We start from the raw sequence: 24,418 nt of genomic DNA, 5'->3' as shown, positions 1-24,418 counted from the left end.
GCCGCGGTCACGTCGTGCGTCCGAGGTCGAGCGCGTCGTCACCGGCGGGGTCGTCCGTCGCACCGCCGCCGGAGGCACGTCGCGCCGCGTCGCGGGCGGGGTCGAGGTCGTCGACGAAGACGCGCTGCAGCATGTGCCAGTCCTGCGGGCGGGCGTGGATCTCCTCCGCCACCGCGTCGACCCATCCCTGGGTCATCGCGGCGATCCGGGCCGGGCGGGGCAGGTCCGCGGGCGCCTCGACGCGCGCACCGAACCGGATGACGATGCCCCACGGGCCACCCGCCGCACGGCGCCGCTCGCGCCGCAGCCGCTCGTAGGTCACCGACGCGGGCACGAGCGGCGCACCGGTGGCCTCGGCCAGCGCGGCCGGACCGGCGGCGACGCGCGCACGGTGCCCGAACATGTCGACCTCGAGGCCCTTGGACGTCAGGTCCCGGTCCGCGAGCAGCGGCAGCAGCCCGGGGCCCGTCCGCGCCACGCGGACGAGCTGGCGGAACACGTCGCCCGCCCCGGTCAGCGGGATGATGCGCAGGCCGATGCTCTCGCGGAACGCGACGAACTCCTCGAACAGCTCCTCGGGCTTCAGCCGCTCGGCGACGGTGGTGACCGGGGCGACGTGCGCGGCGGCCCAGGCGCCGGCGAGGTCCCAGTTGCCCGTGTGCCCGAGCGCGATGACGACCTGGCGGCCGGCCTCGACGTGGGGTGCGACGTTCTCCATGCCCTCGACGCGCACGCGGGCCGCGAGCTGCTCCGCGCTCAGGCCGCGCAGGGTGAACGCCTCGCCGAAGTACCGCATGTACGAGCGCATCCCGGCGCGCGACAGCCTCCGCAGGCCGCGCTCGTCGAGCTCGGGGCGGACGCGCGCGAGGTTGGCCTCCAGCCGACGGACGCCCGAGCCGCGGCGCCACCAGGCGACGTCCGCGCCGACGACCGTCAGCCCACGGACCAGGCTGCCCGGGACCCGGTGCCCGATGCGCCAGGCCAGGTGGTAGCCACGCGCCACGTCCATCACGAGGCCGCGTCCTGCACCTGGCGCCGCACGGTCGCCATCCGCTGCCCGACGGTCACCGCGGAGGCGACGGCCAGCACCGCGAGGACGACCGTCATGACGACGTCGGGCAGGCCGGCGCCGACCAGGACCGCGGCGGCCAGCACGAGGAACAGCCGGTCGGCACGCTCCGCGATCCCGACGGCCGCGGTCATGCCCAGCCCTTCGGCACGGGCGCGGGCGTAGGGCACGATCGACCCGAGGACCAGGCACGCGAGCGCGAGCACCGCGGTGACGCGCGAGTCGCCGCCGCCGGAGTACCAGAGCACCAGGCCCGCGAAGATCGCACCGTCGCCGAACCGGTCGAGCGTCGAGTCCAGGAACGCTCCCCAGGGCCCGCTGCGCCCGGAGCGGCGGGCCATCACGCCGTCGATGGAGTCGGTCAGCGTGAAGACGGCGATGACCAGGGCACCGAGCAGCAGGTGACCCGTCGGGAACGCCCACAGCGCGGTGACGACGACCACGAGCGTGCCCGTGATCGTCACCGCGTCCGGCGAGACGCCCGCGCGCAGGAGCGCGTCGGCGAGCGGTGTCCACAGGCGTGTCATCGCGCTGCGCAGTCGGCTCAGCACGCGTCCGCCGTCCCTTCGTCGCCGGGCCACGCCCCCGCGAGGGCGGCCCGTGTGTCCCCGAGCAGCGCGGGCAGGGCCCGCGTGCGCGCCACGATCGGCAGGAAGTTCGCGTCCCCGCCCCACCGGGGCACGACGTGCTGGTGCAGGTGCGCCTGGATGCCGGCGCCCGCCACCTGCCCCTGGTTCATGCCGAGGTTGAAGCCGTCGGGGGCCATGACCTGGCGCACGACGCCCATCGCGGTGCGCGTGAGCGCCGCGACCTCGGCGACCTCCGGCGGCGTGAGCTCGGTGTAGTCGGCCACGTGGCGGTAGGGGCACACCAGCAGGTGCCCGGAGTTGTACGGGTACAGGTTCATCACGACGTACGCGACCTCGCCGCGGTGCACGACCAGACCCTGCTCGTCCGGCAGCGTGGGGATGCGGCAGAACGGGCAGCCGTCACCGGGAGCGTCGTCGGCGGGCTTGTCCTGCCCGCCGATGTACACCATGCGGTGCGGCGTCCACAGCCGGTCGAGCCCGTCCGGCTCGCCCGCGAAGGCGGCGGCGGGCTCGACCTCGACGTCGTCGGACGAGGCCACGGCTCAGACCTGGACGCGGTCGCGCACGGCGGAGACGATCCGCTCGACCGCCTCGTCCACGGGCACGCCGTTGTCCTGGCGTCCGTCGCGGTAGCGGAACGACACCGCACCGGCCTCGGCGTCCTCGCCGCCCGCGATGAGCACGAACGGGATCTTCTGCGTCGAGGCGTTGCGGATCTTCTTGCCGAAGCGGTCGTCGGACCGGTCGACCTCGGCACGGATCCCCTGGGCACGCAGCCGGGACACGACCTCGTCCAGGTACGGCTCGAAGGGCTCGGCGACGGGCACGGCCAGCACCTGCACGGGCGCGAGCCACGCGGGGAACGCGCCGGCGTAGTGCTCGGTCAGGACCGCGAAGAAGCGCTCGATCGACCCGAACAGCGCGCGGTGGATCATGACGGGACGCTGCCGGGTCCCGTCCGGCGCGGTGTACTCGAGCTCGAAGCGCTCGGGCAGGTTGAAGTCGAGCTGGATGGTCGACATCTGCCAGGTGCGGCCGATCGCGTCCTTGGCCTGCACGGAGATCTTCGGGCCGTAGAACGCGGCGCCGCCCGGGTCGGGCACGAGGTCGAGCCCCGACGCCTCGGCGACCTGCCGCAGCGTCTCGGTCGCCTCCTCCCAGACCTCCTCGGAGCCGACCGACTTCTCCGGGTTACGGGTCGACAGCTCGAGGTAGAAGTCGTCGAGCCCGTAGTCCTTGAGCAGGTCCAGGACGAAGGTGAGCAGGCTGGTGAGCTCGTCCTTCATCTGCTCGCGCGTGCAGTAGATGTGCGCGTCGTCCTGGGTGAAGCCGCGCGCGCGGGTCATGCCGTGCACGACGCCCGACTTCTCGTACCGGTAGACGGTGCCGAACTCGAAGAGCCGCAGCGGCAGCTCGCGGTACGACCGTCCGCGCGAGGCGAAGATCAGGTTGTGCATCGGGCAGTTCATCGGCTTGAGGTAGTAGTTCTGCCCCTCGCGCCGGACCGTGCCGTCCTCGTGGTACTCCGCGTCGAGCTGCATGGGCGGGTACATGCCGTCGGCGTACCAGTCCAGGTGCCCGGAGATCTGGAAGAGCTGCTCCTTGGTGATGTGCGGCGAGTTCACGAAGGAGTAGCCGGCCTGCACGTGCCGGCGGCGGGAGTACTCCTCCATCTCCATGCGGATGATCCCGCCCTTGGGGTGGAACACCGCCAGTCCGGAACCGATCTCCTCGGGGAACGAGAACAGGTCGAGCTCGTTGCCGAGCTTGCGGTGGTCGCGGCGCTCGGCCTCGGCGATCCGCTCGAGGTACGCCTTGAGCTCGTCCTTGGTGGGCCACGCGGTGCCGTACACGCGCTGCAGCTGCGGGTTCTTCTCCGAGCCGCGCCAGTAGGCGGCCGCGGAGCGGGTCAGCTGGAAGCCGTTGCCGATGAGCCGGGTGCTGGGCAGGTGCGGGCCGCGGCACAGGTCCTGCCACACGACGGCCTCGGTCTCGCGCCCGGCGCCGCGCACGTTCTGGTAGATCGACAGCCCGCCGAGACCGACCTCGACGGATGCCCCGTCGGTGCCGCCGGCGTCGCCCTTGAGCCCGATCAGCTCGAGCTTGTACGGCTCGCCCGCGAGCTCCTCACGCGCCTGCGCCTCGGTGACGTCCCACCGCCGGAAGGTCTGCCCCTCCTTGACGATGCGGCCCATGACCTTCTCGATCGCCTTGAGGTCCTCCGGGGTGAACGGGGTCTCGACGTCGAAGTCGTAGTAGAAGCCGTCCGTGATGGGCGGGCCGATGCCGAGGCGGGCCTTCGGGTTGACCTCCTGCACGGCCTGCGCGAGGACGTGGGCGGCCGAGTGCCGCAGCACGGCGAGCCCGTCCGGGGAGCCGATGGTCACGGCCTCGACGACCGCGCCGTCGGGCAGCGGCAGCGCGAGGTCCTTCAGCTCGCCGTCGACGCGCACGACGACGACGTCACGGCGGTCGGCGAACAGCTCGGTCCCCGTCGTGCCCTGCTCGACCGGGGTCTCGACGCCGTCGACGGTCAGGGTGATCTGCTCGGGCACGCTGCGCCAGCTCCTCGGGTCTGCCCGTTCCGTGGGTCGCGGTGGGTCGGCGGTCGCCGACACGGGCGTGGTCGATGCTACCGACCGGTGGACGTGGGACCGCACGGATACCCGCCGGGCGTGGGCGCGACCCGTCAGCGGGCGGGGCGACGATCCGGCAGGTCGTGCGGGACGTGCGCCTCCAGCTCGGCGAGCCACGCCGCGACCGACGCGTCGGACGGCATGCGCCAGTCACCGCGCGGCGACATCGTGCCCCCGGCGCTCACCTTCGGGCCGTTCGGGAGCGCGGAGCGCTTGAACTGGCTCGCGAAGAACCTGCGGAGGAACACCTCGAGCCACCGGCGGACCGTCGGCAGGTCGTACGCGGGGCGACGGTCGTCCGGCCAGCCGGGCGGCCACGCCCCCGCCTGCGCGTCGTGCCACGCGTGCCACGCGAGGAAGGCCACCTTGCTGGGGCGCGTGCCGTGCCGCAGCACCTGGTAGAGGGCGAAGTCGTGCAGCGCGTAGGGGCCGATCGTGTCCTCCGTCGACTGGATCGGCTCCCCCTCACGGGCCGGCACCAGCTCCGGGGAGATCTCCTGCTCCAGGACGCGCAGCAGGACCTCGTTCGTCGCGTCGTCGAAGTGCCGCTCGGACACGACCCACCGGATCAGGTGCTGGATCAGCGTCTTGGGCACGCCCGCGTTGACGGCGTAGTGCGACATCTGGTCCCCGACGCCGTAGGTGCACCAGCCGAGCGCGAGCTCCGAGAGGTCCCCGGTGCCGAGCACGATCCCGCCGCGCTGGTTCGCCGCGCGGAACAGGTAGTCGGTGCGCAGCCCGGCCTGCACGTTCTCGAACGTGACGTCGTAGACCTCCTCGCCGGCGCCGGCGGGGTGCCCCAGGTCGCTGAGCATCTGCAGCGCGGCGGGCCGGATGTCGATGGTCTGCGCCGTCGCGCCCACCGCCTCCATGAGCGCCACCGCGCTGGACCGCGTGGCGTCGCTCGTCGCGAAGCCCGGCAGGGTGAACGCGAGGATGTCGCTGCGCGGGCGTCCCAGGCGGTCCATGGCGTTCGCGGCGACGATCAGCGCGTGCGTCGAGTCCAGCCCGCCGGACACGCCGATCACGACCTTCGCGCCGCCGACCGCCCGCAGGCGCTGCTCGAGCCCGCTGACCTGGATGTTGTAGGCCTCGTAGCAGTCGAGCGCGAGCCGCTGCGGGTCGTCCGGGACGAACGGGAACCGGTCGACCGGGCGGCGCAGCCCGACGTCACCGGTGGGCGGGTCGAGCGCGAACGGGACCGTGCGGTGCGAGGCGCCCGCGGGGGCGAGACCCAGACCGCGCCGGTTGTCGTCGAACGTCCCCATCCGCAGCCGCTCCTGGCGCAGCCGGTCCAGGTCGACGTCCGCGACGGTGACCACCGGCCCGTCGGCGAAGCGCTCACCCTCGGCCAGCAGCTCCCCCAGCTCGTACAGCAGGGTCTGGCCGTCCCAGGACAGGTCCGTGCTCGACTCGCCCAGCCCGGCGGCCGCGAAGACGTACGCCGCCTGGCACCGGGCGGACGCGGAGCGCACGAGCAGGCGCCGGTCCTCGGCCCGGGCGACCGTGATAGGGCTGGACGACAGGTTGACCAGGACGGTCGCGCCCGCCAGCGCCGCGGTGGCGCTCGGCGGCACGGGCACCCACATGTCCTCGCAGACCTCGACGTGCACCACGAGGCCGGGCACGTCGGTCGCGGCGAACAGCAGGTCGGGGCCGATCGGCGCCTCCTGCCCGGCGATCGTCACCGTGCCGCGCACGTCGTCCCCGGGCGCGAACCAGCGGCGCTCGTAGAACTCGCGGTACGTCGGCAGGTACGACTTGGGCGCGACGCCGAGGACGCGTCCGCGGTGCACGACCACGGCCGTGTTCAGCACGCGGTTGCCGTGCGCGAGGGGCGCGCCGACGACGAGCACGGGACGAAGGTCCCTCGACGCCTCCACGACGTCCTCGAGGGCCGTGCGGACGGCGTCGAGGAGGGCGTCCTGCAGGAACAGGTCGTCGATCGCGTAGCCCGACAGGCACAGCTCGGGGAACACGGCCACGGCGACGGCGTCGTCGTGGCACGCGCGTGCCGCGTCGATCACGCCGGCGGCGTTGCGGGCGGGGTCCGCGACCGTGACCGGCACCGTGCACGCGGCGACGCGGGCGAACCCGTGGGAGTAGGCGGAGAGGAAGTCCACGTCGCGAGTCTGGCACGCGACGCGCACTGCCAGCTGCGACGACGAACGCCCCCGGCCGTGGCCGGGGGCGTCGTGCGCGGGTGGGCGATACTGGGTTCGAACCAGTGACCTCCTCGGTGTGAACGAGGCGCTCTACCACTGAGCCAATCGCCCGCTGGGTCCTGCACGTGCCGCTCGCGCTCGGTCGCGGCCTGCTGCCGACGGGCAGAGGACCGCGAGACCACCCGTGGGCGGCACGGGAGACGATGCTAGCGGACGCCGGGCCGATCTCCGAACCGGCGGTGGTGGGTGTCGCGTCGTGCGGCGCTGACCACGCTCTCACCGGCACGCGGGGCGGTGCCGCGGGCGTCCCGGAGTCCCGCCGCGACGATGGGCAACGTTTTCCATCGCGGCTGAAAGGGTCCGGGCGGGTGAACTGTGCACGGGCAACGGTCCAATGGGACATCGGTCCTGCCATGATGTGAGTCCACGGCCCGTGCGGGCCCCTTCACGCGATCGGAGGACCCGATGACGGATTCGTCGTACGACGTCATCGAGGTCGTCGCCATGCAGCTCATCGGGTCCGACGCCACCGTGATTCCCGTGTCTGCGGAGCTGTGCTTCCGCACCACCGACCCGTACACCGTGCGCGCCGTGTTCACCGGTGCCCACACGATGTCCACGTGGCTGCTCGGCCGCGAGCTGCTCGCCCACGGCGTGCACGCGGTCGCCGACGCACCGGCGGGCACCGGGGACGTGCAGGTGTGGCGCGACGACGACCCCGACTACACGCTCGTCTCGCTGTCGGGGGTGGAGGGCAGCGCGCTGCTCGCGGCTCCGACCGAGCCGCTGATGCGGTTCCTCGCCGCGACCGAGTCCCTCGTGCCCGTCGGGGCCGAGTCGGACAAGATGGAGGGCGAGATCACGGCGCTCATCGCAGCGCTCCTGACCGCCTGACCGTCACGGCCCGCTCGCGGGCCACGCAGTCACGACGACGGCCGGTCCCGCACCTGCGGGGCCGGCCGTCGCGCGTCCCGGTCCCGGCCGCGCGGCTCAGGGGTCGACGTCGTCCTCGAGGCGCGCGAGGAAGACCCGCTGCGCCTCGTGGCAGAGCGGTCCGGCGGCCACGTCGGTGCCGTCGAGGTTCACCACGGGGGTGACGTTGCGGACCGAGCCGGTCAGCGCCAGGTGCGCCCGTCCGTCGAGGACGTCGTCGAGGACCGCCCACGCGAGCTCGTCGGGACGCGCCTCGCGCACGGGCAGCCCGGCCTCGGGTCCCCACAGCAGGAGCAGCTCGCGGGTGATGCCCGCGAGCGCGCCCGTCTCGAGCGACGGCGTGAGCAGCTCGCCGCCCGTCTCGACGAACACGTTGGCGCCGGTGCCCTCGCACAGGCGCCCCCGGGTGTCGGCCAGCAGCGCCTCGTCGGCCCCGAGGGAGCGCGCACGCGCGAGCGCCACCACGTTCTCCCCGTAGGACGTGGTCTTGAGCCCGGCGAGCGGGGAGCGCTCGTTGCGCACCCACGGCACGCGGACCGCGCGCGCCGTGGCGGTGCGCGCCGCGGGGCCGGCGACGACGACGACGGTGGGCCGCTGCTCCTCGGGCGGGAGCCGGTGGGACCCCATCGGCCCCGGGCCGCCGGTCACCGTGATCCGCAGCCGCCCGGCGCTCGGGCCCGCTGCGGCCAGGACGGCCCGCACCCCCTCGCGCACCTCGTCCATGGGCAGAGGTGGCAGGCCCAGCCCGCGGGCCGACGCCTCGAGCCGCGCGAGGTGCCGTGTGAGGGCGAACGCGGCACCGTGGTGCACCGCGCACGTCTCGAAGACGCCGTCGCCCACGGTCAGGCCGTGGTCCACGGCCGTGAGCACGGGCTCGTCGGGTGCGCGCAGCCGTCCGCCGGCCCAGATCGCGAGGTCCACGGCGCCATCCTGCCACCGCACCGCTCCCGGGCCCTCGGGATCAGCGCGACGCGAGAGCGACGAGCCGCGCGGCCTTGAGCTCGGTCTCGCCCCACTCCTGCGCCGCGTCGCTGGCCCACGTGATGCCCGCGCCGGTGCCGAACCGCAGGACGTCGTCGGTCCACCAGAACGTCCGGATCCCCACGGCGAGCTCGGCCGTGAGGCGTCCGTCGGCGGCGACGTGCGCCCATCCGACCAGGCCGCAGTACGGCCCGCGCGGCACCGGCTCGAGGTCGCTGATGACGCGCAGCGCCGAGCTCTTGGGTGCGCCGGACACCGAGCCGGGCGGGTAGGTCGCGGCCAGGACGCGGGCGAGCGCGTCGGGTGCGTCCCGCACGCCGGGGGCCAGGTCGCCCGCGACCGTCGAGACGAGGTGGACGAGGCCCGGGTGGTGCTCGGTCCCCAGGAGGTCGGTCACGCGCACGGTGCCCGGGACGCACACGCGCTGCAGGTCGTTGCGCACGAGGTCGGTGATCATGACGTTCTCGGCGCGGTCCTTGGCGGTCAGGCCCTCGGTCGTCGCGGCGGTGCCCTTGATCGGGCCGGAGGTCACGACCCCGTCGCGCACCCGCAGGAAGAGCTCCGGCGACGCCGTCACGACCCAGGCGGCGGGCACGGCGCCGCCGGCGGGCACGTGGACGCCGCCGGCGAAGGGCGCCGGGTTGCCTGCCGCCAGGCGGGCGGCCAGCGCACGTGCGTCCGGCTCCTGCCCCGCCTCGGTGGGCAGCGGCGCGGACAGCACGCGGCAGAGGTTGGCCTGGTAGACGTCGCCCTCGCGGACGTGGGCGCGCACCGCGTCCACCGCCGCGAGGTACGCCGCCCGGTCGAGGGACGACACCCAGGCGTCGCGCGCGGGACCTCGCCACGTGACGGGACCCGCTGCGCCCGCCGGCCCCACGTCCGCGAACCGCCAGGCATCGACGCGCCCCTCGAACTCCCCCACCAGCGCCCACCACCCCGGGGTGGCCAGCGCGTCGGGACGTACCCGCAGGTCGGCGTGCTCCACGACACCCGTCGCGTACCGCCCGGCGAACCACGCCGCACCGGGCGCGACGGCGGTCCGGAGGGCGGGCGGGGTCGGCACGCGCCCAACCTACCGACCTGCGGAGCGCACCCCGCAGGACACGTTCGCCGAGGCCGGTTGGACTCTCGTCGATGTTGTCGTCTAGAGTCTTCGACGCACCAGGAACGCCGGTCAACGGCGGTTCTGACAGTGCGGACGTGGCTCAGTGGTAGAGCATCACCTTGCCAAGGTGAGGGTCGCGGGTTCGAATCCCGTCGTCCGCTCGGAGGCTATCCCCTTCGGCCCCCAGCCGTTGTGGACTGCGGTCTCAGCGGTGGAGTGGCCGAGAGGCGAGGCAGCGGCCTGCAAAGCCGTATACACGGGTTCGAATCCCGTCTCCACCTCGTAATGCACTCCCCCATGGGCGATTGGCGCAGCGGTAGCGCGCTTCCCTGACACGGAAGAGGTCACTGGTTCGATCCCAGTATCGCCCACCAGCAAGGCCCCAGGTCACCGACCTGGGGCCTTCGTCGTTGCCGAGCAGGCGGCGATGTTCCTGCCGCGACCGGGCGACGGCCGCTGACCTCAACGGCGAGCCCTGGCGCGGCAGCCAGGTGAAATCGTGACTCCCCCGGCCGTCCGCGCTGACACCCGCCCACGAAACGCCCGCACGGGACCGGCGGGTTCGGCACGATCGCCGCACCACGCCGCAGGGGGTCACGATGCACCGTCGCACGCGCTCGTCCGTCGTCACCGTCCGCGTGTCGCGCCGGGCGCTCACCGCAGGGCCGCAGCGGGCATGGGCGCCGACCGTCGCCGGTGAGGTGCCCCTGCAGCAGGAGGGCTCGTGAGGCGCCGGACCGGCGGGGTCGTGGGCGCCGTCCTCGCCGTGGTGCTCACCGGCTGCGTCATCGACGTCATGCCCTCCGGGCCGCTCCTGGTGAACCTCTGGACCGATGACGTCGAGCTGCACGTCGTCGGTACGGACAGGGTCGAGGCGATGCCGGCCGACGACCAGGGGTACGTCGACGTCGAGGAGTGCGAGGGCACCGCGCTGCGGCTGCAGCGGGGCGACGACGTGCTCGGCGAGTACGAGGGTGCGCTGTGCCCGGGCATGACGGTCACGGTGCAGGAGGACGGCACGGTGAGCGTGTACGACGGCGAGGAGTGGCACACTCCGGCGCCGGGCTGACGAGCCGGAGGAGGGCCGGCGCACCCGGCCGCTGCGTCGGCCGACCGGACCCGGGTGCTGTGGCGGCGCCCGGCAGGCGCTGCGACGCTGGGGAGCATGGGGGCAGCCGGCCGGACCGGCGTCGCAGCGCCACGTCCTGCGGTGGCCTGGGCGACCACCTGTGCTGCGGCGCTGCTGGCGCTCGCCGTCCGCTGGCACCTGGTCGGGGGCGCGTCGGCGCTGCGCGGCTACCACGGGTACGACGACGGCGTGTACTTCGCGTCGGCCGTCGCGCTCGTGCACGGCCGCCTCCCCTACCGGGACTTCCTGCTGCTGCACCCGCCGGGCATCACGCTGGCCCTCGCCCCGTTCGCGGCCCTCGCGCGGTGGACGAGCGACTCCACCGGGCTGGCTGCCGCCCGGCTCGCGTTCATCCTCGTCGGTGCGGTCAGCACCGTGCTCGTGGCACGTCTGGCACGACGCTGGGGCACGGCCGCGATGGTCGTGGGCGCCACGCTGTACGCCCTGTCGGCGGCGGCCGCCCGTGCCGAGCGGCTCACGCTCCTGGAGCCGCTCGGCACGCTGACCCTCCTCGCGGGTGTGTCCCTGCTGCTCCGGGCGCGCGCGCCGGGCTCGTCACGCTCGTGGCTCTGGGCGGGCGGGGCCGTCCTCGGGCTGGGGCCGGTCGTCAAGATCTGGAACGTCGTCCCGGTCGTCGTGGTGGTGGCGTGGCAGGCGTGCTCGTGGAGCCGACGGTCCGCGCTGCGGGTCACGGGCGCGGCGCTCGCGTCCGCCGCCGTCGTGGTGCTGCCCTTCGCCGTGCGCGCGCCCGACGCGATGCTGCGCCTGGTGGTCCTCGACCAGCTGGGACGACCCCGCACCCCCGGGACGCTCGTCACCAGGCTCGAGGGTGTCACCGGTGTGGGCACCGCCCTGTGGCACGCCTCCGACGTGACGCGCGGTGTCGTGACCGTCGCCGTCTGCGTGGTCGTCGCGCTCGCGGCGACCGCGGCCTGGCGGCACGACCGGGGACGGCTGTGGGTCACGCTGCTGACCGCCCAGGTCGGCGTGATCCTCGTGGCACCGTCGTACTACGCCCACTACGCGGCCTACAGCGCGGCGGCCGTGGCGCTCGTGCTGGCCGCGGGCGTGTCGCTGGTCGACGTCCGGCACCGGGCGTGGAGCGCGGCGCTGGTCTGCTGCGCGCTCGGGCTCGTGACGGGTGCCGCGGTGGCACGCACGCCGGCACCGGTGTCCTTCCCGGTCGCCCAGGTGCGCGAGCGGCTCCCGGCGACGGGCTGCATCCGCGCCGACTCCCCCGGTGCGCTGGCCGTGGTCGACGTCCTGTCGCGCAACGAGGCCCGGGGCTGCGACACGCGCATCGACGTCTCCGGGCAGGCGTACGACGTCGGCACGCGTGACCAGGAGGGCCGGCACGTCCCCCGGGTCCGCAACCACCGCTGGCAGCACGACGCCGTCGCCTACCTGACGTCCGGGTCCGCGGCCGTCGTCGCGCGGAGCACCGGCAACGGCTTCAGCGACGCCACGCTCCGGGGCCTGCTCACGCGGAGCAGGGTCGTGCCGCTGGGCGACGTCCAGGTGCTGCTGCCGCGCCCCGCACGGCGGTCGGCCCCGCCCCAGGTGCCCTGACCGGGTCACTCGGCCGGTGGGACCGTCTCCCTGCGCGCGTGGTGCGGGCTGCGCGGGTTGAGCAGCGCGTACCGGCGCCCGTACGCGAAGTACACGACGAGCCCGATGAGGAGCCACACGGCGAACCGCAGCCACGTCTGCCAGTGCAGCTGCAGGATGAGGAACACCGACGCGAGCACGCCGAACGCGGGCACCACCGGCATCCACGGCAGCCGGAACGAGCGCTCGGCGTCCGGGCGCGTGCGGCGGAACAGCGCGACGGAGACGCAGACCACGACGAACGCCGACAGGATCCCGATGTTCGTCAGGTCCGCGACCGCCCGGATCGGGAAGACGCCCGCCAGCACCGCCGCTGCGACCCCGGCGATCCACGTGACGCGCTGCGGCGTGCCGTGCCGGTCGACGCCCGCGAACCAGGGCGGGAGCAGTCCGTCGCGGCTCATCGAGAACCACACGCGCGTCACGCCCAGCAGGAACGTGAGCATCACCGTCAGGATCGACAGCACCGCGAACACGGAGATGATGCTCGCGACGACCGGCAGCCCCACGCTCGAGAACGCCGACGCGAAGCCGGCCGTGGGGTCGATGTCCCGGTAGTCCTGCAGCCCTGTGAGCACGAGCGTCGCGGCGACGTACAGCAGCATCGCGATGACCAGGGACAGGATGATCGCCTTCGGCATGTGCCGACGTCCGTCGTGCGCCTCCTCCGCGGCCGTCGACATCGCGTCGTACCCGAACACCGCGAAGAACACCGTCGCCGCACCGGTGAGCACCGGCCCGAACCCGTTCGGCATGAAGGGGGTGTAGTTGCCGGTGTCGATGTAGAAGATCCCGAGCCCGACGATGAACAGGATCAGCAGGATCTTCACGCCGACCGCGACGAGCTCGAACCGCCCGAACGTCCGGGTGCCGCGGCTGAGCACGAAGGTCACGAACAGGCAGACCACGAGGGCAGGCAGGTTGACGACGCCACCCTCCTCGGCGCTGGCGGTGAAGGCAGCCGGCAGCTCCACCCCGAAGCCCGCGAGGAACGCCTCGAGGTACCCGGAGATCCCGATGGCCACGACCGCGACGATCGCGATGTACTCCAGCAGCAGGTCCCAGCCGATGAACCAGCCGACGACCTCGCCGAGCGCCACGTAGCCGTACGTGTACGCCGACCCGGCCCGCGGGATCATCCCCGCGAACTCCGCGTACGAGAGCGCCGCCGCGGCCGACGCCAGACCCGCGACGAGGAACGAGACCAGCACCGCGGGGCCGGCCGCGGGGTTGTTCGCGTCGCCGTGCGCGACCAGCCCGGCGAGCGAGAAGATGCCGACGCCGATGATGCCGCCGACGCCGATCGCGGTGAGCTGCCACAGCCCGAGGCTCTTCGTCAGCCGACCGGTGGCGGCTCCGGTCTCGCTGCCCATCCGCTCGACGGGCATACGCCGCCAGACCGACCCGTGACGCCCCGACGCGGCCATGGCCCCGCTCCCCCCGGACGGTGGACGCGTCGCGACGGCGCGCGACGCCTGCCCGTCGAGGGTGGCAGCCGCGGACGCACCCGTCCACCGCTGCGCCGGACGCCGCTGATGGCGGGCCGCCGGGCCGGGTGCGATGCTCGGACAGCAGCGGGTCACCCCTCGCAGGTGGACCGTCACCGTCCGGGGGGAGGCGCATGCCGCAGCGTCCGGCGCCGCCGCGACCCGCGGCCCGACCCCTGGCCCTCGCCGGCCGAGCCGCCGGGCCGACGCGCCACCGGTGGCTGCGCCCGGCCCACCCCGGCGGCCTCGTCCTCGGGGCGGTGTTCGCGACCGTGGCGATGACGCCCTCGCTCCTGCCGCGCGACTGGCTGTACCAGGCCCTCGTCTCCGGGATCTCCGGCGCGCTGGGCTACGGCGTGGGCGTGGCGCTCGCGTGGGTGCTGCGGCACGTGCCCGCGTGGCGGCGTCTGCTGGTGACCGCGCGCCGGGGGGTCCCGCCCCGCGTCGTGCCGTGGCTGTGGCCGGGACTCGTCGGGGGCGTCGGCCTGGCGCTCGTCGTCATGCTCGTCGTCGGTGCCCGCTGGCAGCGCGGGATGACGACCGCCCTGGGGATGCCGCCGCCCTCGACGGCCGACTGGCTGCGTGCCGGTCCCCTCCTCGTGCTGGTCGCGGCCGCGTTCGTCCTGGCGGCGCGGTGCGTGGGCTGGGCGGCCCGGCACGTGGACCGGCTCTTGGAACGGTGGTGGCGGTGGCCGCACGCGGTGGCCACCGTCGTCGCCGTGGCGGTCGTGCTCGGCGGCGTGGTCCTGGTCGACGACGCCCTGCTGCGCCGCGCGCTGGCGGCGGCGGACGGAGCGTTCGCCGCGCGCAACGACGACGACCACCCGGGGGTCGTCCGACCGCAGGCCGCGGAGCGCTCCGGCTCGCCCGCCTCGGACGTGCCGTGGGAGTCGCTGGGACGCGAGGGGCGGCGCTTCGTGGCCGGCGGACCGACCGCCGACGAGCTGCGCGCGGTGACCGCCGACGGCACGGCGGCGACGCCGGTGCGCGTGTACGCCGGGATCGAGACCGCCGGCACGGCGCGCGAGCGGGCCGCGATCGCGGTCGACGAGCTGGTGCGCACGGGCGCGTTCGAGCGGTCCGTGCTGCTGGTGGCCACGGCGACCGGCAGCGGCTGGGTCAACGGCTCGGCCGTCGACGCCCTCGAGCTCGTGCACGGCGGCGACACCGCCACGGTCGCCACCCAGTACTCGTACCTGCCCAGCTGGCTGTCCTTCCTCGTCGACCGCGAGCGCGCCGCGCAGGAGGCGCGCGCGCTGACGGCCGCCGTCGAGGCGCACCTCGCGACGCTGCCGGCCGACGAGCGGCCCCGGCTGCTCGCGTACGGCGAGAGCCTCGGCTCCTACGGCAGCGAGGCGGCGTTCGGGTCGCTGGCCGACGTCCGCACCCGGACCGGCGGCGTCCTGTGGGCCGGTCCGCCGGACGCGAACCGCGTGTGGCACGCCCTGGTGGAGCGCCGCGACCCCGGCACCCCCCAGAGGTCCCCGGTCTACGCGGACGGCCTGCTCGTGCGCTTCGCGGGGGACGCGGCCAAGATCGCGGCACCCCCGACGCCCTGGGAACCTCCCCGCGCCCTGTACCTGCAGCACGCCGACGACCCGGTCGTGTGGTGGAGCCCCGACCTGCTCCTGTCCGAGCCCGACTGGCTCCGGGAGCCACCGGCCGACCGCGACCGCCCGGCGGTGCGGTGGTTCCCGGTGGTCACGTTCTGGCAGCTGACGTTCGACCTGCTGAACGCCAAGTCGGTGCCGGACGGCCACGGGCACAACTACGACGCGCTGGCCCTCGACGGCTGGGTCGCGGTCGCGCCGCCCGACGGCTGGACGACGGCGGACACCGCACGCGTCCGCGCGGCGCTCGAGGGGTGAGGGTGCGCCCTCGCGCCCGCGGCCGTCGCCCGGCACACTCGGCAGCGTGGGTGGTCGCACGGCGTGGGTGCTGCACGTCGACCTGGACCAGTTCGTCGCCGCCGTCGAGGTGCTCCGCCGGCCCGAGCTGGCGGGCCGGCCCGTCGTCGTGGGCGGGCGCGGCTGCCCGACCGAGCGTGGCGTGGTGTCCACCGCGTCCTACGAGGCGCGGGCCTTCGGCGTGCGCTCGGGGATGCCGCTGCGGGTGGCCGCCCGCAGGCTGCCCGACGCGGTGTTCCTGCCCGTCGACGCCGCCGAGTACGAGGCGGTGTCCGACCGCGTCATGACGGCGCTGCGGTCGCTGGACGCGGTCGTCGAGGTGCTGGGCTGGGACGAGGCGTTCCTCGGGGCGCGGACCCACGACCCGGAGGCGCTGGCGCGGCGCGCACAGGACGTGGTGCGGGCCGCGACGGGCCTCGCCTGCTCGGTCGGCATCGGCGACAACAAGGTGCGCGCGAAGATCGCCACCGGGCACGGCAAGCCGGCGGGCGTGTTCCGACTCACGGCCGAGAACTGGTCCCAGGTGATGGGCGGGCGTCCGACGATCGAGCTGTGGGGCGTCGGCACGAGGGTGTCGCGGCGGCTCGCCGCGCTGGGGGTCACCACGGTCGACGAGCTCGGTTCCGCGCCCGTCGAGGCTCTCGTCGAGGAGTTCGGCCCGCGCATGGGGGTCTGGTACCACGAGCTCGGCCAGGGGCTCGGCCCGCAGACCGTCGACGACCGGCCGTGGGTGCCGCGGGGCCACAGCCGCGAGACGACCTTCCAGGAGAACCTCACGACGCCCGAGGAGGTGCGCGCCGCGGTGCGCGAGCTCGCCGACCGGGTCGTGCGGGACGTCACCGACGACGGGCGGCCGGTGGTGCGGGTGGCGCTGAAGATCCGCTACGCGCCCTTCGTCACCACCGGCACGAGCCGCACGCTGCCCGAGCCGACCCGCGACCCCGCGGCACTCCTGGAGGCGCTGACCGCGCTGGCCGCACGGGTCGAGGACCGGGAGGTGCGTCTGCTGGGCGTGCGGGCCGAGATGGTGATGCCCGACGACACGGACCGGGCGGGGCGGACCCCCGTGCGGGGCCGGATCTGAGCCGACCCCCGGCGCGGGCGGCTGCGGGCTCATGCGGAGCGGATGAGGCGCACCCCGGCACGGCGGCGTGTACTGGGCCTCGGACCACGCCGACCGACCCCGCGACACCGAGGAGCAGACATGTCCGACGAGACCACCGTCGACGCCGCCGCCGTCACCGACGGCGCGTGGACGCTGCTCGTCGCCGACTTCGGCGACACGGACAGCGCGTGGCAGGCCTACGAGACGATCAAGGCCGCCGAGGACGGGCGCACGCTGTCGGTCGAGGGCGTCCTCGTGGTCCGTCGCGACGACGACGGCACCCTGCAGATCCTCGAGGCGACCGACCACAGCACGCGCCGCGGTCTGGGCTGGGGCGTCGTCGGCGGCGTCGTCGTCGGCCTCATCTTCCCCCCGACCGTCCTCGGCAGCGTCGCCGCGCTCGGCGCGATCGGCGCGGCAGCCGGCAAGGGCGTGCAGCTCCACCACCGCAAGGAGCTCGTGGAGGACCTCCAGGACGCCGTCCCGGCCGGCCACTCCGGCCTCGTCGTCCTCGTGTCGGACCCGCACGCCGAGAAGCTGCGCAGGGCCCTGGACAAGGCGGACGCCATCGCCGAGAAGGCCCTCGACAAGGCGGCGGCCGAGGAGATCAAGGCGGCGGCCGACGAGGCGGCCGCACAGACGCCGAGCTGACGGCGACGTGACGGGCCGGTGGCTCGTCACCCAGGGTCCACCAGGCGCCCGTCAGCCGCGCAGCCGCACCGCCCACCGCTCCCACGGCGGCATCACCCGCCACTGGCGTCGTAGCGTCCGGAACGCCCTGCCGAACCGTCGGACCCACTGCCGCCCCGGCCGCACCGACCGCGCCGAGACCCCGACCTGCCACGAGCGGTCGACCACGACGCGCGCGTCGGGGCCCAGCGCCATCGCCAGGTCCAGGTCGTCGTGCACGTCCGCCGTGCGCGTCACGCGGTCACGGACACGCCGCCACGAGTCCGCCCGCAGCGCCGTCGACGACCCCCACAGCACCGGGGTGGCCGCGGCGAGCCTGCCCAGGCCGTAGTACGCCCCCAGGTACGAGCTGGCGACCATCGCGCCCTGCGGTGCGGGCAGGTCGAACCGCCCCCAGCCGCTGACGGCCTCCACGCGCGGGTCGCGCAGCACCCGCAGGGCGTGCGCCACCCAGTCCGGGCCGGGCCGCGTGTCGGCGTCCAGCCGCAGCAGCACGTCACCGCGCGCGGCGTCGTAGCCCGCCGCCGCGGCCGCCGGGATCCCGACGTGGGGCTCGTGCACGACCCGGGCGCCGTGCCGGCGCGCCACGTCCGCCGACGCGTCGCGGGACCCGTTGTCGACCACCACGACCTCGTCGGGCAGGCGTGTCTGCCGGGCGAGCAGCGTCAGGCAGGCGTCGAGGTGCCGGGCGTCGTCACGCACGGGGAGGACCACCGAGACGACGGGACGACGTGACGGTGTGCTGTCGGGTGCGTCCGGGCGTGCCACGTCGAGCGTCACGGTCCTCCTGCCGGGTCCGCTGGAGCGGAGCGGGATCGTCCGATCCTCACCTCCGCGGCCCGCCGCCGCCACCGGACGCGCCTCACCGGGTGCCCGCGGTCGTGCCGGGACGCCGCTCAGACGGGGCGGACCGCCCCCGGCGCCCGCCACGTCGCCGCCGCCTGCGCGGCGACCTCGTCGTACCGGTCGAGGCTGATCGCGGCGAGGCGCGGGTCGGGTGCCAGCGCACGGGTCACGACGTCGGCGCCCGCCTCGAGCACGCGGTCGAGGAAGTACCCGGGAGCCAGCAGGTAGGACGCGACCACGACACGTGCCCCCGGTGCCAGGCCGGCACGGGCCGCGGCGACGGCCACGGGCACGCGCGGGTGGGCGCCGGCCCCGTAGCCCACACCGACCGGTCGCCCGAGACGCTGCTCCAGCGCCGCGACGACCTGCCGCACCGCGTCGGCCGCGGCCGGGTCGGTCGAGCCCGCGGCGGCGAGCACCACCGCGTCGTCCCCCGCCGGTCCCGCCTCCGCGAGCCGGTCGACGAGGATGTCGACGAGCCGGGGGTCGGGGCCCAGGGGCCGGGCCGCCGCCGCGCCGGGCCGGTCCACGGCCCGGGCGACGTCCACCTTGACGTGGAAGCCGACGGACAGCAGCAGCGGCACGACGACCGCCGGCGCGGCACCGACGGCCTGGGTCACGACGTCGTCGACCTCGGGCTGCTGCACGTCGACGAAGGCCTCGCGCACGTCGAGCCCGGGCCGGGCGGCCGCGACGTCGACGAGGATCGAGGAGATCGCGGCACGACCGGCCGGGCTGTCCGTCCCGTGCGAGCAGCCGACGAGCACGGGTGCGGTCATGACTGCTCCTGGAGCTCGAGGCGGTAACCGCGCTTGACGACCGTGCGGATGAGGGCCCGGCTGCCCGTGGCGTCCCGCAGCCGCGCGATCGCGACCTCGGCCGCGTGCGGGTCCGACGACACGCCCGGCAGGGCCGCGAGCACCCGGTCGCGCGGGACCACGGAGCCGCGCGCGTGGGCCAGCAGGCGCAGCACCTCCAGGCCCGTGCGCGACAGCGGCAGGACCCGGCCGTCGAGGACGGCGGCGGCCCGGCGCACGCGCAGCGGACCGGCGACCGTGTCGAGGGCGTCGATGCCGCCGTAGTGCGTCACGACGGCGCGCACGAGCGAGCCCAGACGTCCCCGGTCCGGGACGAGCGGCTCGATGCCGGCGTCCAGCAAGGGCTTGGCCGTGACGGGCCCGACCGCCGCGAAGACCACGCCGCCGGCGCGGTGCCGGCGCAGCACGCCGTCCCGCACGCCCGCCTCGTCCACCGCGGCCAGCCAGGCAGCCGCCCCGGGGGCCGACGTGAACACCACGGCGTCGATCTCGCCGTCCGCGACGGCGCGCGCCGACTCCCGGACGAGCTCGGGGTCCGGCGGCGGCCCCCAGCGGTACACCACGAGGCTGCGCACGCGCGCGCCTGCCAGCGCGAACGCCTCGTCGAGCCCGTCGGCACCCGCACCGTGGTGCTGGATCACGATGTCGCGGCCCGCGACGCCCTCGTCGAGCAGCGTCTCGGCGATCTCGGCGCTCGTCTCGGACTCCGCCACCCAGTCCGCGCTGAGGCCGGCCGCCTGGATCGCGCCGCGCGCCTTGGGACCGCGCGCGACGATGCGCGTCGTCGCCAGCGCCTCCAGCAGACGGTCGGCCACGCCGGCCGCGTCCGCCGCCTCGATCCAGCCGCGGAAGCCGATGCCGGTGGTGACGACGACCGTGTCCGGCGGGTCGGCCAGCAGGTCCCGCGTGCGCTCGAGCAGCAGCGCGTCGTCGGTGTGCGGCACCATGCCGAGCGCGGGTGCGTGACGCACCGTCGCACCCCGACGCTCGAGGGCTGCCCGCAGCTCCGCGGCCCGCCTGTCGGCCGTGACGAGCACGACGCAGCCTGCCAAGGTCTGGTCGATCATGTCCGCCGTCACGCGCCCATTGTGGCGGCGCCCGGGCCCGGCGCGTGCACACGTTCGTCCTGCGGCACGTCGAGCAGCCCCGGACGGGCCACGTCCCCGAGGACGAGGACCGCGGGCGCGCGCACGCCCCGCGCCGACGCCACCGCGGCCACCTCGTGCAGCGCCGCGTGCGTCACGCGCTGGTCCGGGAGGGTCGCGCGCTCCACCACGGCGACCGGGACGTCGGGATCCACACCGCCGCTCAGGGCGCCGCGCACGAGCGCCGGCAGCGCCCCGACGCCCATGAGCACCACGACCGTGCACGACCTCTCCCGCAGCCCCGTCAGCGCGGCCGACGACCAGCCGTCGGTGCCGTTCATCACGTGCACCGCCCCGACCAGCCCGCGGTGCGTGAGCGGGATGCCCGCGGCGGCGGCCGCGGCGAAGGCGCTGCTCACTCCCGGGACCACCGTGACCGGCACCCCCGCGGACCGGCAGGCCAGCACCTCCTCGCCGCCGCGCCCGTACACGAACGGGTCGCCGCCCTTGAGCCGCACGACCACGCGCCCGCGCTGCGCGTGCTCGACGAGGATGCGGTTGATCTCGTCCTGCGGCACCGGGTGGTGCCCGGGCGACTTGCCGACGTCGACGACCTCGACGTCCGCGGGCAGCTCGTCGAGCACGTCGGACGGGCCCAGCCGGTCCGCCACCACGACGTCCGCCTCGGCGAGCGCCCGGCGGCCCGCGACGGTCAGCAGACCCACGTCCCCGGGCCCGCCGCCGACGAGCACGACGCGTCCCCGGTCGGCCGCGGGCCGGCGCCGGCGCAGGTCGACGTCCCCGGCGCGCAGGTGGGCCGCGAGCCGGTCGCGCACCCGCACGCTGCGCCGCGGGTCCGCGCCGGCGGTCGACACGACGCCCACGAGCACGTCACCGGCCCGCGTCGTCGCGGGCGTGCGCGCGGTCCCGGCGGCGGCACGCCGCTGCCCGCCGGCGTCGACGCAGAACACCCGGCGGGCCGTCGCCCACGCGACGACGGCCGCGTCGGTCGCCCGCTCCCCCGTCGCCGTGTGCACGAGCCACACGTCGTCCAGGTCGGACTCGACGACCTCACGGTCCGACCAGCGGGCGCGTCCGGCGACCACGAGGTCCGCGAGGTGCTCGCAGACGTGCGGTGCGACCACGTGCACGCGCGCCCCGTCGTCCACCAGCGCCTCGGCACGGCGGGCGGCCACCGGGCCGCCCCCCACCACCAGGACGGGCCGGTCGGTCAGCTCGGCACCGAGGAGCGTGGTCACCGCGCACCCGCGGTCACCGCGACGCGGACGTCGCCGTCGACCACCTCGACGTCCCACGTCCGCAGGTCCGGCAGCAGGCCGGGCCGCGGCACCTTGCCGGCCGGGTCCAGGCACACGCCCGTGCGCAGGTCGAACACCTGCTTGTGCATGGGGGACGCGACGGTCGGGACGTCCTGCCCGTCGACGCGGCGCGTCCCGACGATCCCGCGCGCCAGGACGTGCGCGTCGGAGAACGGGTCGTGCTGCTGCACGGCCAGCACACGGTCGTCGAGCAGGCGGAACAGCGCCACCTGCGTGAGGACGGGCGCGCCCCCGACCTCGTCAGGGACCAGGGCCGCCGCGCCGCGCTCGCGCGCGAGGTCGTCGAGCCGGCACACGGTCAGCCACGTCGTGGCCACGTCGTCGATGGTCGTCACGAGCGGACCTCCAGGGTGGCGCCGGCGACGAGCACGGCGCGCTCGTCGGCGGAGGCGGGGCGGACCTGGCCGCGCTCGGGCACGTAGGCCAGGGAGGGGTCGGGCACGTCGGGGGCGTTGACGAACGAGGCGAACCGCTTGAGCTTGTCCGGGTCGTCGAGGGTCGCGCGCCACTCGTCCTCGTACTGCTCGACGTGCCGCGCCATCTGCTCGTCGAGGTCGCCGCAGATGCCCAGGGAGTCCTCCAGGACCACCGCACGCACGCCGTCCAGCCCGCCCTCGACCTCCTCGATCCACGGCGCGGTGCGCTGCAGCCGGTCCGCCGTGCGCACGTAGTAGAGCAGGAAGCGGTCGACGGTCCGCACGAGGGTGTCGGTGTCCAGGTCCTCGGCGAGCAGCCGCGCGTGACGCGGCGTGAACCCGCCGTTGCCGCCGACGTACACGTTCCAGCCCTTGTCGGTCGCGATCACGCCGACGTCCTTGCCACGGGCCTCGGCGCACTCGCGCGCGCACCCCGACACCCCGAGCTTGATCTTGTGCGGCGAGCGCAGCCCTCGGTACCGCAGCTCGAGCATCACCGCGAGCGCCACGGAGTCCTGCACGCCGAACCGGCACCAGGTCGACCCGACGCACGACTTCACGGTCCGCAGGGACTTGCCGTACGCGTGCCCCGACTCGAACCCCGCGTCGACGAGCCGCCGCCAGATGAGCGGGAGCTGGTCGATGCGGGCGCCGAACATGTCGATGCGCTGCCCGCCCGTGATCTTCGTGTACAGCCCGAAGTCGCGGGCGACCTCGCCGACGGTGATGAGGCCCTCGGGGGTGACCTCGCCGCCCGCCATGCGCGGCACGACGGAGTACGAGCCGTCCTTCTGCAGGTTCGCCATGACGTGGTCGTTGGTGTCCTGCAGGGTGGCCCGCTCGCCGTCGAGGACGTGCGCGGGTGCGGTGGTCGCGAGGATCGAGGCGACCACGGGACGGCAGATGTCGCAGCCGCGGCCGTGGGACCCGAACCGCTCGACCACCTCGGTGAACGTGCGCAGCCCGGCCACGCGGACCGCGTCGTAGAGCTGGGCGCGGGACAGCGCGAAGTGCTCGCACAGCGCGCTGCTGACGGTGACGCCGAGCTTGCCGAGCTCGGTGCCCATGATCTTCTTGACCAGCGGCAGGCAGGAGCCGCAGCTCGTGCCCGCACGTGTGCACGCCTTGACGGCGCCGAGGTCGTGGCAGCCGTCCTCGGCGACCGCGTGGCGGATCGCACCGGCGGACACGTTGTTGCAGGAGCAGACGCCCGCGTCGTCGGGCAGCTCGAGGTCCGGGGCCCCTGCTCCCCCCTCCGGGAGCAGGAACGCCGCCGGGTCCCCGGGCAGCTCCCGGCCGACCATCGGCCGCAGGCTCGCGTACGCGCTGGCGTCGCCGACCAGCACGCCGCCCAGGAGCGTGCGGGCGTCGTCGGACATCACGAGCTTCTTGTAGACCCCGCCCACCGGGTCGGCCCACACGACCTCGAGCGCCCCGGGCGTGCGGGCGAACGCGTCGCCGAAGCTGGCGACGTCGACGCCCGCGAGCTTGAGCCTGGTCGCGGTGTCGGCGGCGGGGTACACCGCGCCGCCGCCGAGGAGCCGGTCGACCGCGACCTCGGCCATCGTGTAGCCGGGCGCGACGAGGCCGATGCAGGCGCCGCGGATGCAGGCGACCTCACCGACCGCGGAGACGTTCGGGTCGTCGGTGAGGCAGGAGTCGTCGACGACGACACCGCCGCGGGGCCCGATGGGCAGGCCCGCGTCGCGTGCCAGCTCGTCGCGCGGCCGCACGCCGGCGGCGACGACGACGACGTCGGCGTCCAGCCGTGTGCCGTCCGCGAGCTCGACGCGGCCCACGCCGCCGGTGCGGTGCGGCAGCACGCGGGTGGTCGTCGACTGCGTGCGCACGCCGATGCCGAGGCGGTTGACCAGGCGGCGCAGCGCCTCGCCGCCGCCGAGGTCGACCTGGGCGGACATCAGGTGGGTGTCGACCTGCAGCACGGTTGCACGGGCACCGAGCGCGTCGAGGGCGCCGGCTGCCTCCAGGCCCAGCAGGCCACCGCCGAGCACCACGCCGCGCACCGTGCGCCCCTCCGCGAGGCGGTTGACGTAGCCGCGCAGCGCGGCGACGTCGTCGAGCGTGCGGTAGACGAAGACGCCGTCGAGGTCCGCGCCGTCCATCGGCGGCACCCACGCGTACGACCCGGTCGCCAGGACCAGGTGGTCGTAGGTGTAGGTCCGTCCCGAGGCGGCGGTGACGGAGCGGGCGTCGCGGTCGACGCCGGTCACGGCGTCCCCGCGCACGAGCGTCACGAGCGGGTCGTCCCACAGGGAGGCGTCCCCCAGCGAAAGGTCCTCAGGGCTGCGTCCGGAGAAGTAGCTGGTGAGCGCGACGCGGTCGTACGGGCGCCGGGGCTCCTCCGCGAGGACCGTCACGCGCCAGGTGCCGGCGGTGTCGCGGTCGCGCAGGGCCTCGACGAGGCGCTGGGCGACCATCCCACCGCCGATGACGACGAGGTGTCGCTGTGCGTCCATGGGGCCCTCCTGAGGCTCGGGGTCGCTGCGC

At 75.1% G+C, this 24,418-nt stretch carries 21 protein-coding genes and 4 tRNA genes; 10 read left to right on the top strand and 15 right to left on the bottom strand.

Going from position 1 to position 24,418, the window contains the following annotated elements; translation table 11 throughout:
* Positions 1-7: 7 nt before the first annotated feature.
* The 6 genes from NP075_RS09335 to NP075_RS09310 form a co-directional block, all read right to left on the bottom strand.
* Positions 8-1,009 carry a phosphatidylinositol mannoside acyltransferase gene (locus tag NP075_RS09335; RefSeq protein ID WP_227562928.1) on the bottom strand — a complete coding sequence of 334 codons (1,002 nt, stop codon included), beginning with the start codon at positions 1,007-1,009 and terminating at the stop codon, positions 8-10.
* Entirely contained in the window at positions 1,009-1,620 is a 612-nt protein-coding gene (gene pgsA / locus NP075_RS09330; protein ID WP_227562927.1) for a phosphatidylinositol phosphate synthase, read from the bottom strand. Before pgsA ends, NP075_RS09335 begins: the two co-directional genes overlap by 1 nt.
* Positions 1,614-2,198, bottom strand: a complete 585-nt coding sequence (locus tag NP075_RS09325) for an HIT family protein (RefSeq protein WP_227562926.1) — start codon at positions 2,196-2,198, stop codon at positions 1,614-1,616. Before NP075_RS09325 ends, pgsA begins: the two co-directional genes overlap by 7 nt.
* Before the next feature lie 3 nt (positions 2,199-2,201).
* On the bottom strand, positions 2,202-4,214 hold the full coding sequence (gene thrS, locus NP075_RS09320) for a threonine--tRNA ligase (RefSeq protein ID WP_227562925.1): 2,013 nt from the start codon (positions 4,212-4,214) through the stop codon (positions 2,202-2,204).
* A gap of 134 nt (positions 4,215-4,348) precedes the next feature.
* The gene (locus NP075_RS09315; protein ID WP_227562924.1) at positions 4,349-6,418 is read right to left on the bottom strand and encodes an NAD(+) synthase; all 2,070 of its coding nucleotides are present in this window, start codon (positions 6,416-6,418) and stop codon (positions 4,349-4,351) included.
* A gap of 81 nt (positions 6,419-6,499) precedes the next feature.
* Positions 6,500-6,571: transfer RNA gene (locus NP075_RS09310), tRNA-Val, on the bottom strand.
* A 354-nt stretch (positions 6,572-6,925) separates the two neighbouring features.
* Here NP075_RS09310 and NP075_RS09305 point away from each other — a divergent pair.
* Positions 6,926-7,354, top strand: a complete 429-nt coding sequence (locus NP075_RS09305) for an SsgA family sporulation/cell division regulator (RefSeq protein WP_227562923.1) — start codon at positions 6,926-6,928, stop codon at positions 7,352-7,354.
* A 96-nt stretch (positions 7,355-7,450) separates the two neighbouring features.
* Here NP075_RS09305 and NP075_RS09300 read toward each other — a convergent pair whose 3' ends face one another.
* Both NP075_RS09300 and NP075_RS09295 read right to left on the bottom strand, forming a co-directional pair.
* Positions 7,451-8,314, bottom strand: coding sequence for an aminotransferase class IV (locus NP075_RS09300; protein ID WP_227562922.1), 864 nt, complete (start codon positions 8,312-8,314; stop codon positions 7,451-7,453).
* A gap of 40 nt (positions 8,315-8,354) precedes the next feature.
* A complete protein-coding gene (locus tag NP075_RS09295) occupies positions 8,355-9,437 on the bottom strand; it encodes a chorismate-binding protein (RefSeq protein ID WP_372456665.1) in 1,083 nt (360 codons plus the stop codon).
* Positions 9,438-9,568: 131 nt separating this feature from the next.
* On the opposite strand from NP075_RS09295, the gene NP075_RS09290 reads away from it, so the two are divergent.
* From NP075_RS09290 to NP075_RS09265, 6 genes are all read left to right on the top strand, one after another.
* Positions 9,569-9,640, top strand: a tRNA-Gly gene (locus tag NP075_RS09290).
* 49 nt (positions 9,641-9,689) lie between these two features.
* Positions 9,690-9,760: transfer RNA gene (locus tag NP075_RS09285), tRNA-Cys, on the top strand.
* A gap of 18 nt (positions 9,761-9,778) precedes the next feature.
* Positions 9,779-9,853, top strand: a tRNA-Val gene (locus tag NP075_RS09280).
* A 225-nt stretch (positions 9,854-10,078) separates the two neighbouring features.
* Positions 10,079-10,207 (top strand): hypothetical protein, encoded by a 129-nt coding sequence (locus tag NP075_RS09275; protein ID WP_255628607.1) that lies wholly within the window; start codon positions 10,079-10,081, stop codon positions 10,205-10,207.
* Positions 10,204-10,548 carry a hypothetical protein gene (locus tag NP075_RS09270; RefSeq protein ID WP_227562921.1) on the top strand — a complete coding sequence of 115 codons (345 nt, stop codon included), beginning with the start codon at positions 10,204-10,206 and terminating at the stop codon, positions 10,546-10,548. The genes NP075_RS09275 and NP075_RS09270 overlap by 4 nt, the downstream gene beginning before the upstream one ends.
* Positions 10,549-10,644: 96 nt before the next feature.
* Entirely contained in the window at positions 10,645-12,177 is a 1,533-nt protein-coding gene (locus NP075_RS09265; RefSeq protein WP_256791777.1) for a hypothetical protein, read from the top strand.
* Between the two features lie 5 nt (positions 12,178-12,182).
* Here the strand turns inward: NP075_RS09265 and NP075_RS09260 are convergent, their stop codons facing one another.
* Complete coding sequence (locus tag NP075_RS09260; RefSeq protein ID WP_372456664.1) at positions 12,183-13,643, bottom strand: amino acid permease; 1,461 nt, start codon at positions 13,641-13,643, stop codon at positions 12,183-12,185.
* A gap of 194 nt (positions 13,644-13,837) precedes the next feature.
* On the opposite strand from NP075_RS09260, the gene NP075_RS09255 reads away from it, so the two are divergent.
* The 3 genes from NP075_RS09255 to NP075_RS09245 all read left to right on the top strand — a co-directional run bounded on the left by NP075_RS09255 (position 13,838) and on the right by NP075_RS09245 (position 17,366).
* Positions 13,838-15,571 (top strand): alpha/beta hydrolase, encoded by a 1,734-nt coding sequence (locus NP075_RS09255; protein ID WP_227562918.1) that lies wholly within the window; start codon positions 13,838-13,840, stop codon positions 15,569-15,571.
* 46 nt (positions 15,572-15,617) lie between these two features.
* Positions 15,618-16,694, top strand: a complete 1,077-nt coding sequence (locus NP075_RS09250) for a DNA polymerase IV (RefSeq protein ID WP_227562917.1) — start codon at positions 15,618-15,620, stop codon at positions 16,692-16,694.
* Positions 16,695-16,814: 120 nt separating this feature from the next.
* Positions 16,815-17,366: a DUF1269 domain-containing protein gene (locus NP075_RS09245; RefSeq protein WP_227562916.1), complete on the top strand. Its 552-nt coding sequence runs from the start codon at positions 16,815-16,817 to the stop codon at positions 17,364-17,366.
* 51 nt (positions 17,367-17,417) lie between these two features.
* Here the strand turns inward: NP075_RS09245 and NP075_RS09240 are convergent, their stop codons facing one another.
* From NP075_RS09240 to nirB, 6 genes are all read right to left on the bottom strand, one after another.
* Entirely contained in the window at positions 17,418-18,185 is a 768-nt protein-coding gene (locus NP075_RS09240; protein ID WP_227562915.1) for a glycosyltransferase family A protein, read from the bottom strand.
* 116 nt (positions 18,186-18,301) lie between these two features.
* Positions 18,302-19,030: a sirohydrochlorin chelatase gene (locus NP075_RS09235; protein WP_227562914.1), complete on the bottom strand. Its 729-nt coding sequence runs from the start codon at positions 19,028-19,030 to the stop codon at positions 18,302-18,304.
* The gene (locus NP075_RS09230) at positions 19,027-20,136 is read right to left on the bottom strand and encodes a uroporphyrinogen-III synthase (RefSeq protein WP_227563211.1); all 1,110 of its coding nucleotides are present in this window, start codon (positions 20,134-20,136) and stop codon (positions 19,027-19,029) included. Before NP075_RS09230 ends, NP075_RS09235 begins: the two co-directional genes overlap by 4 nt.
* An 8-nt stretch (positions 20,137-20,144) precedes the next feature.
* On the bottom strand, positions 20,145-21,413 hold the full coding sequence (cobA, locus tag NP075_RS09225) for a uroporphyrinogen-III C-methyltransferase (protein WP_227562913.1): 1,269 nt from the start codon (positions 21,411-21,413) through the stop codon (positions 20,145-20,147).
* A complete protein-coding gene (gene nirD / locus NP075_RS09220; protein ID WP_227562912.1) occupies positions 21,410-21,829 on the bottom strand; it encodes a nitrite reductase small subunit NirD in 420 nt (139 codons plus the stop codon). The genes cobA and nirD overlap by 4 nt, the downstream gene beginning before the upstream one ends.
* A complete protein-coding gene (gene nirB / locus NP075_RS09215) occupies positions 21,826-24,387 on the bottom strand; it encodes a nitrite reductase large subunit NirB (protein ID WP_227562911.1) in 2,562 nt (853 codons plus the stop codon). The genes nirD and nirB overlap by 4 nt, the downstream gene beginning before the upstream one ends.
* Between the last annotated feature and the right edge of the window lie 31 nt (positions 24,388-24,418).

The sequence above is a fragment of the Cellulomonas wangsupingiae genome (genome assembly GCF_024508275.1).
In the GTDB taxonomy this organism is placed as follows: Bacteria; Actinomycetota; Actinomycetes; order Actinomycetales; family Cellulomonadaceae; genus Cellulomonas; species Cellulomonas wangsupingiae.
The sequence above is the reverse complement of the archived record's forward strand: the minus strand, read 5'-3'. Positions and strand labels throughout refer to the sequence as shown.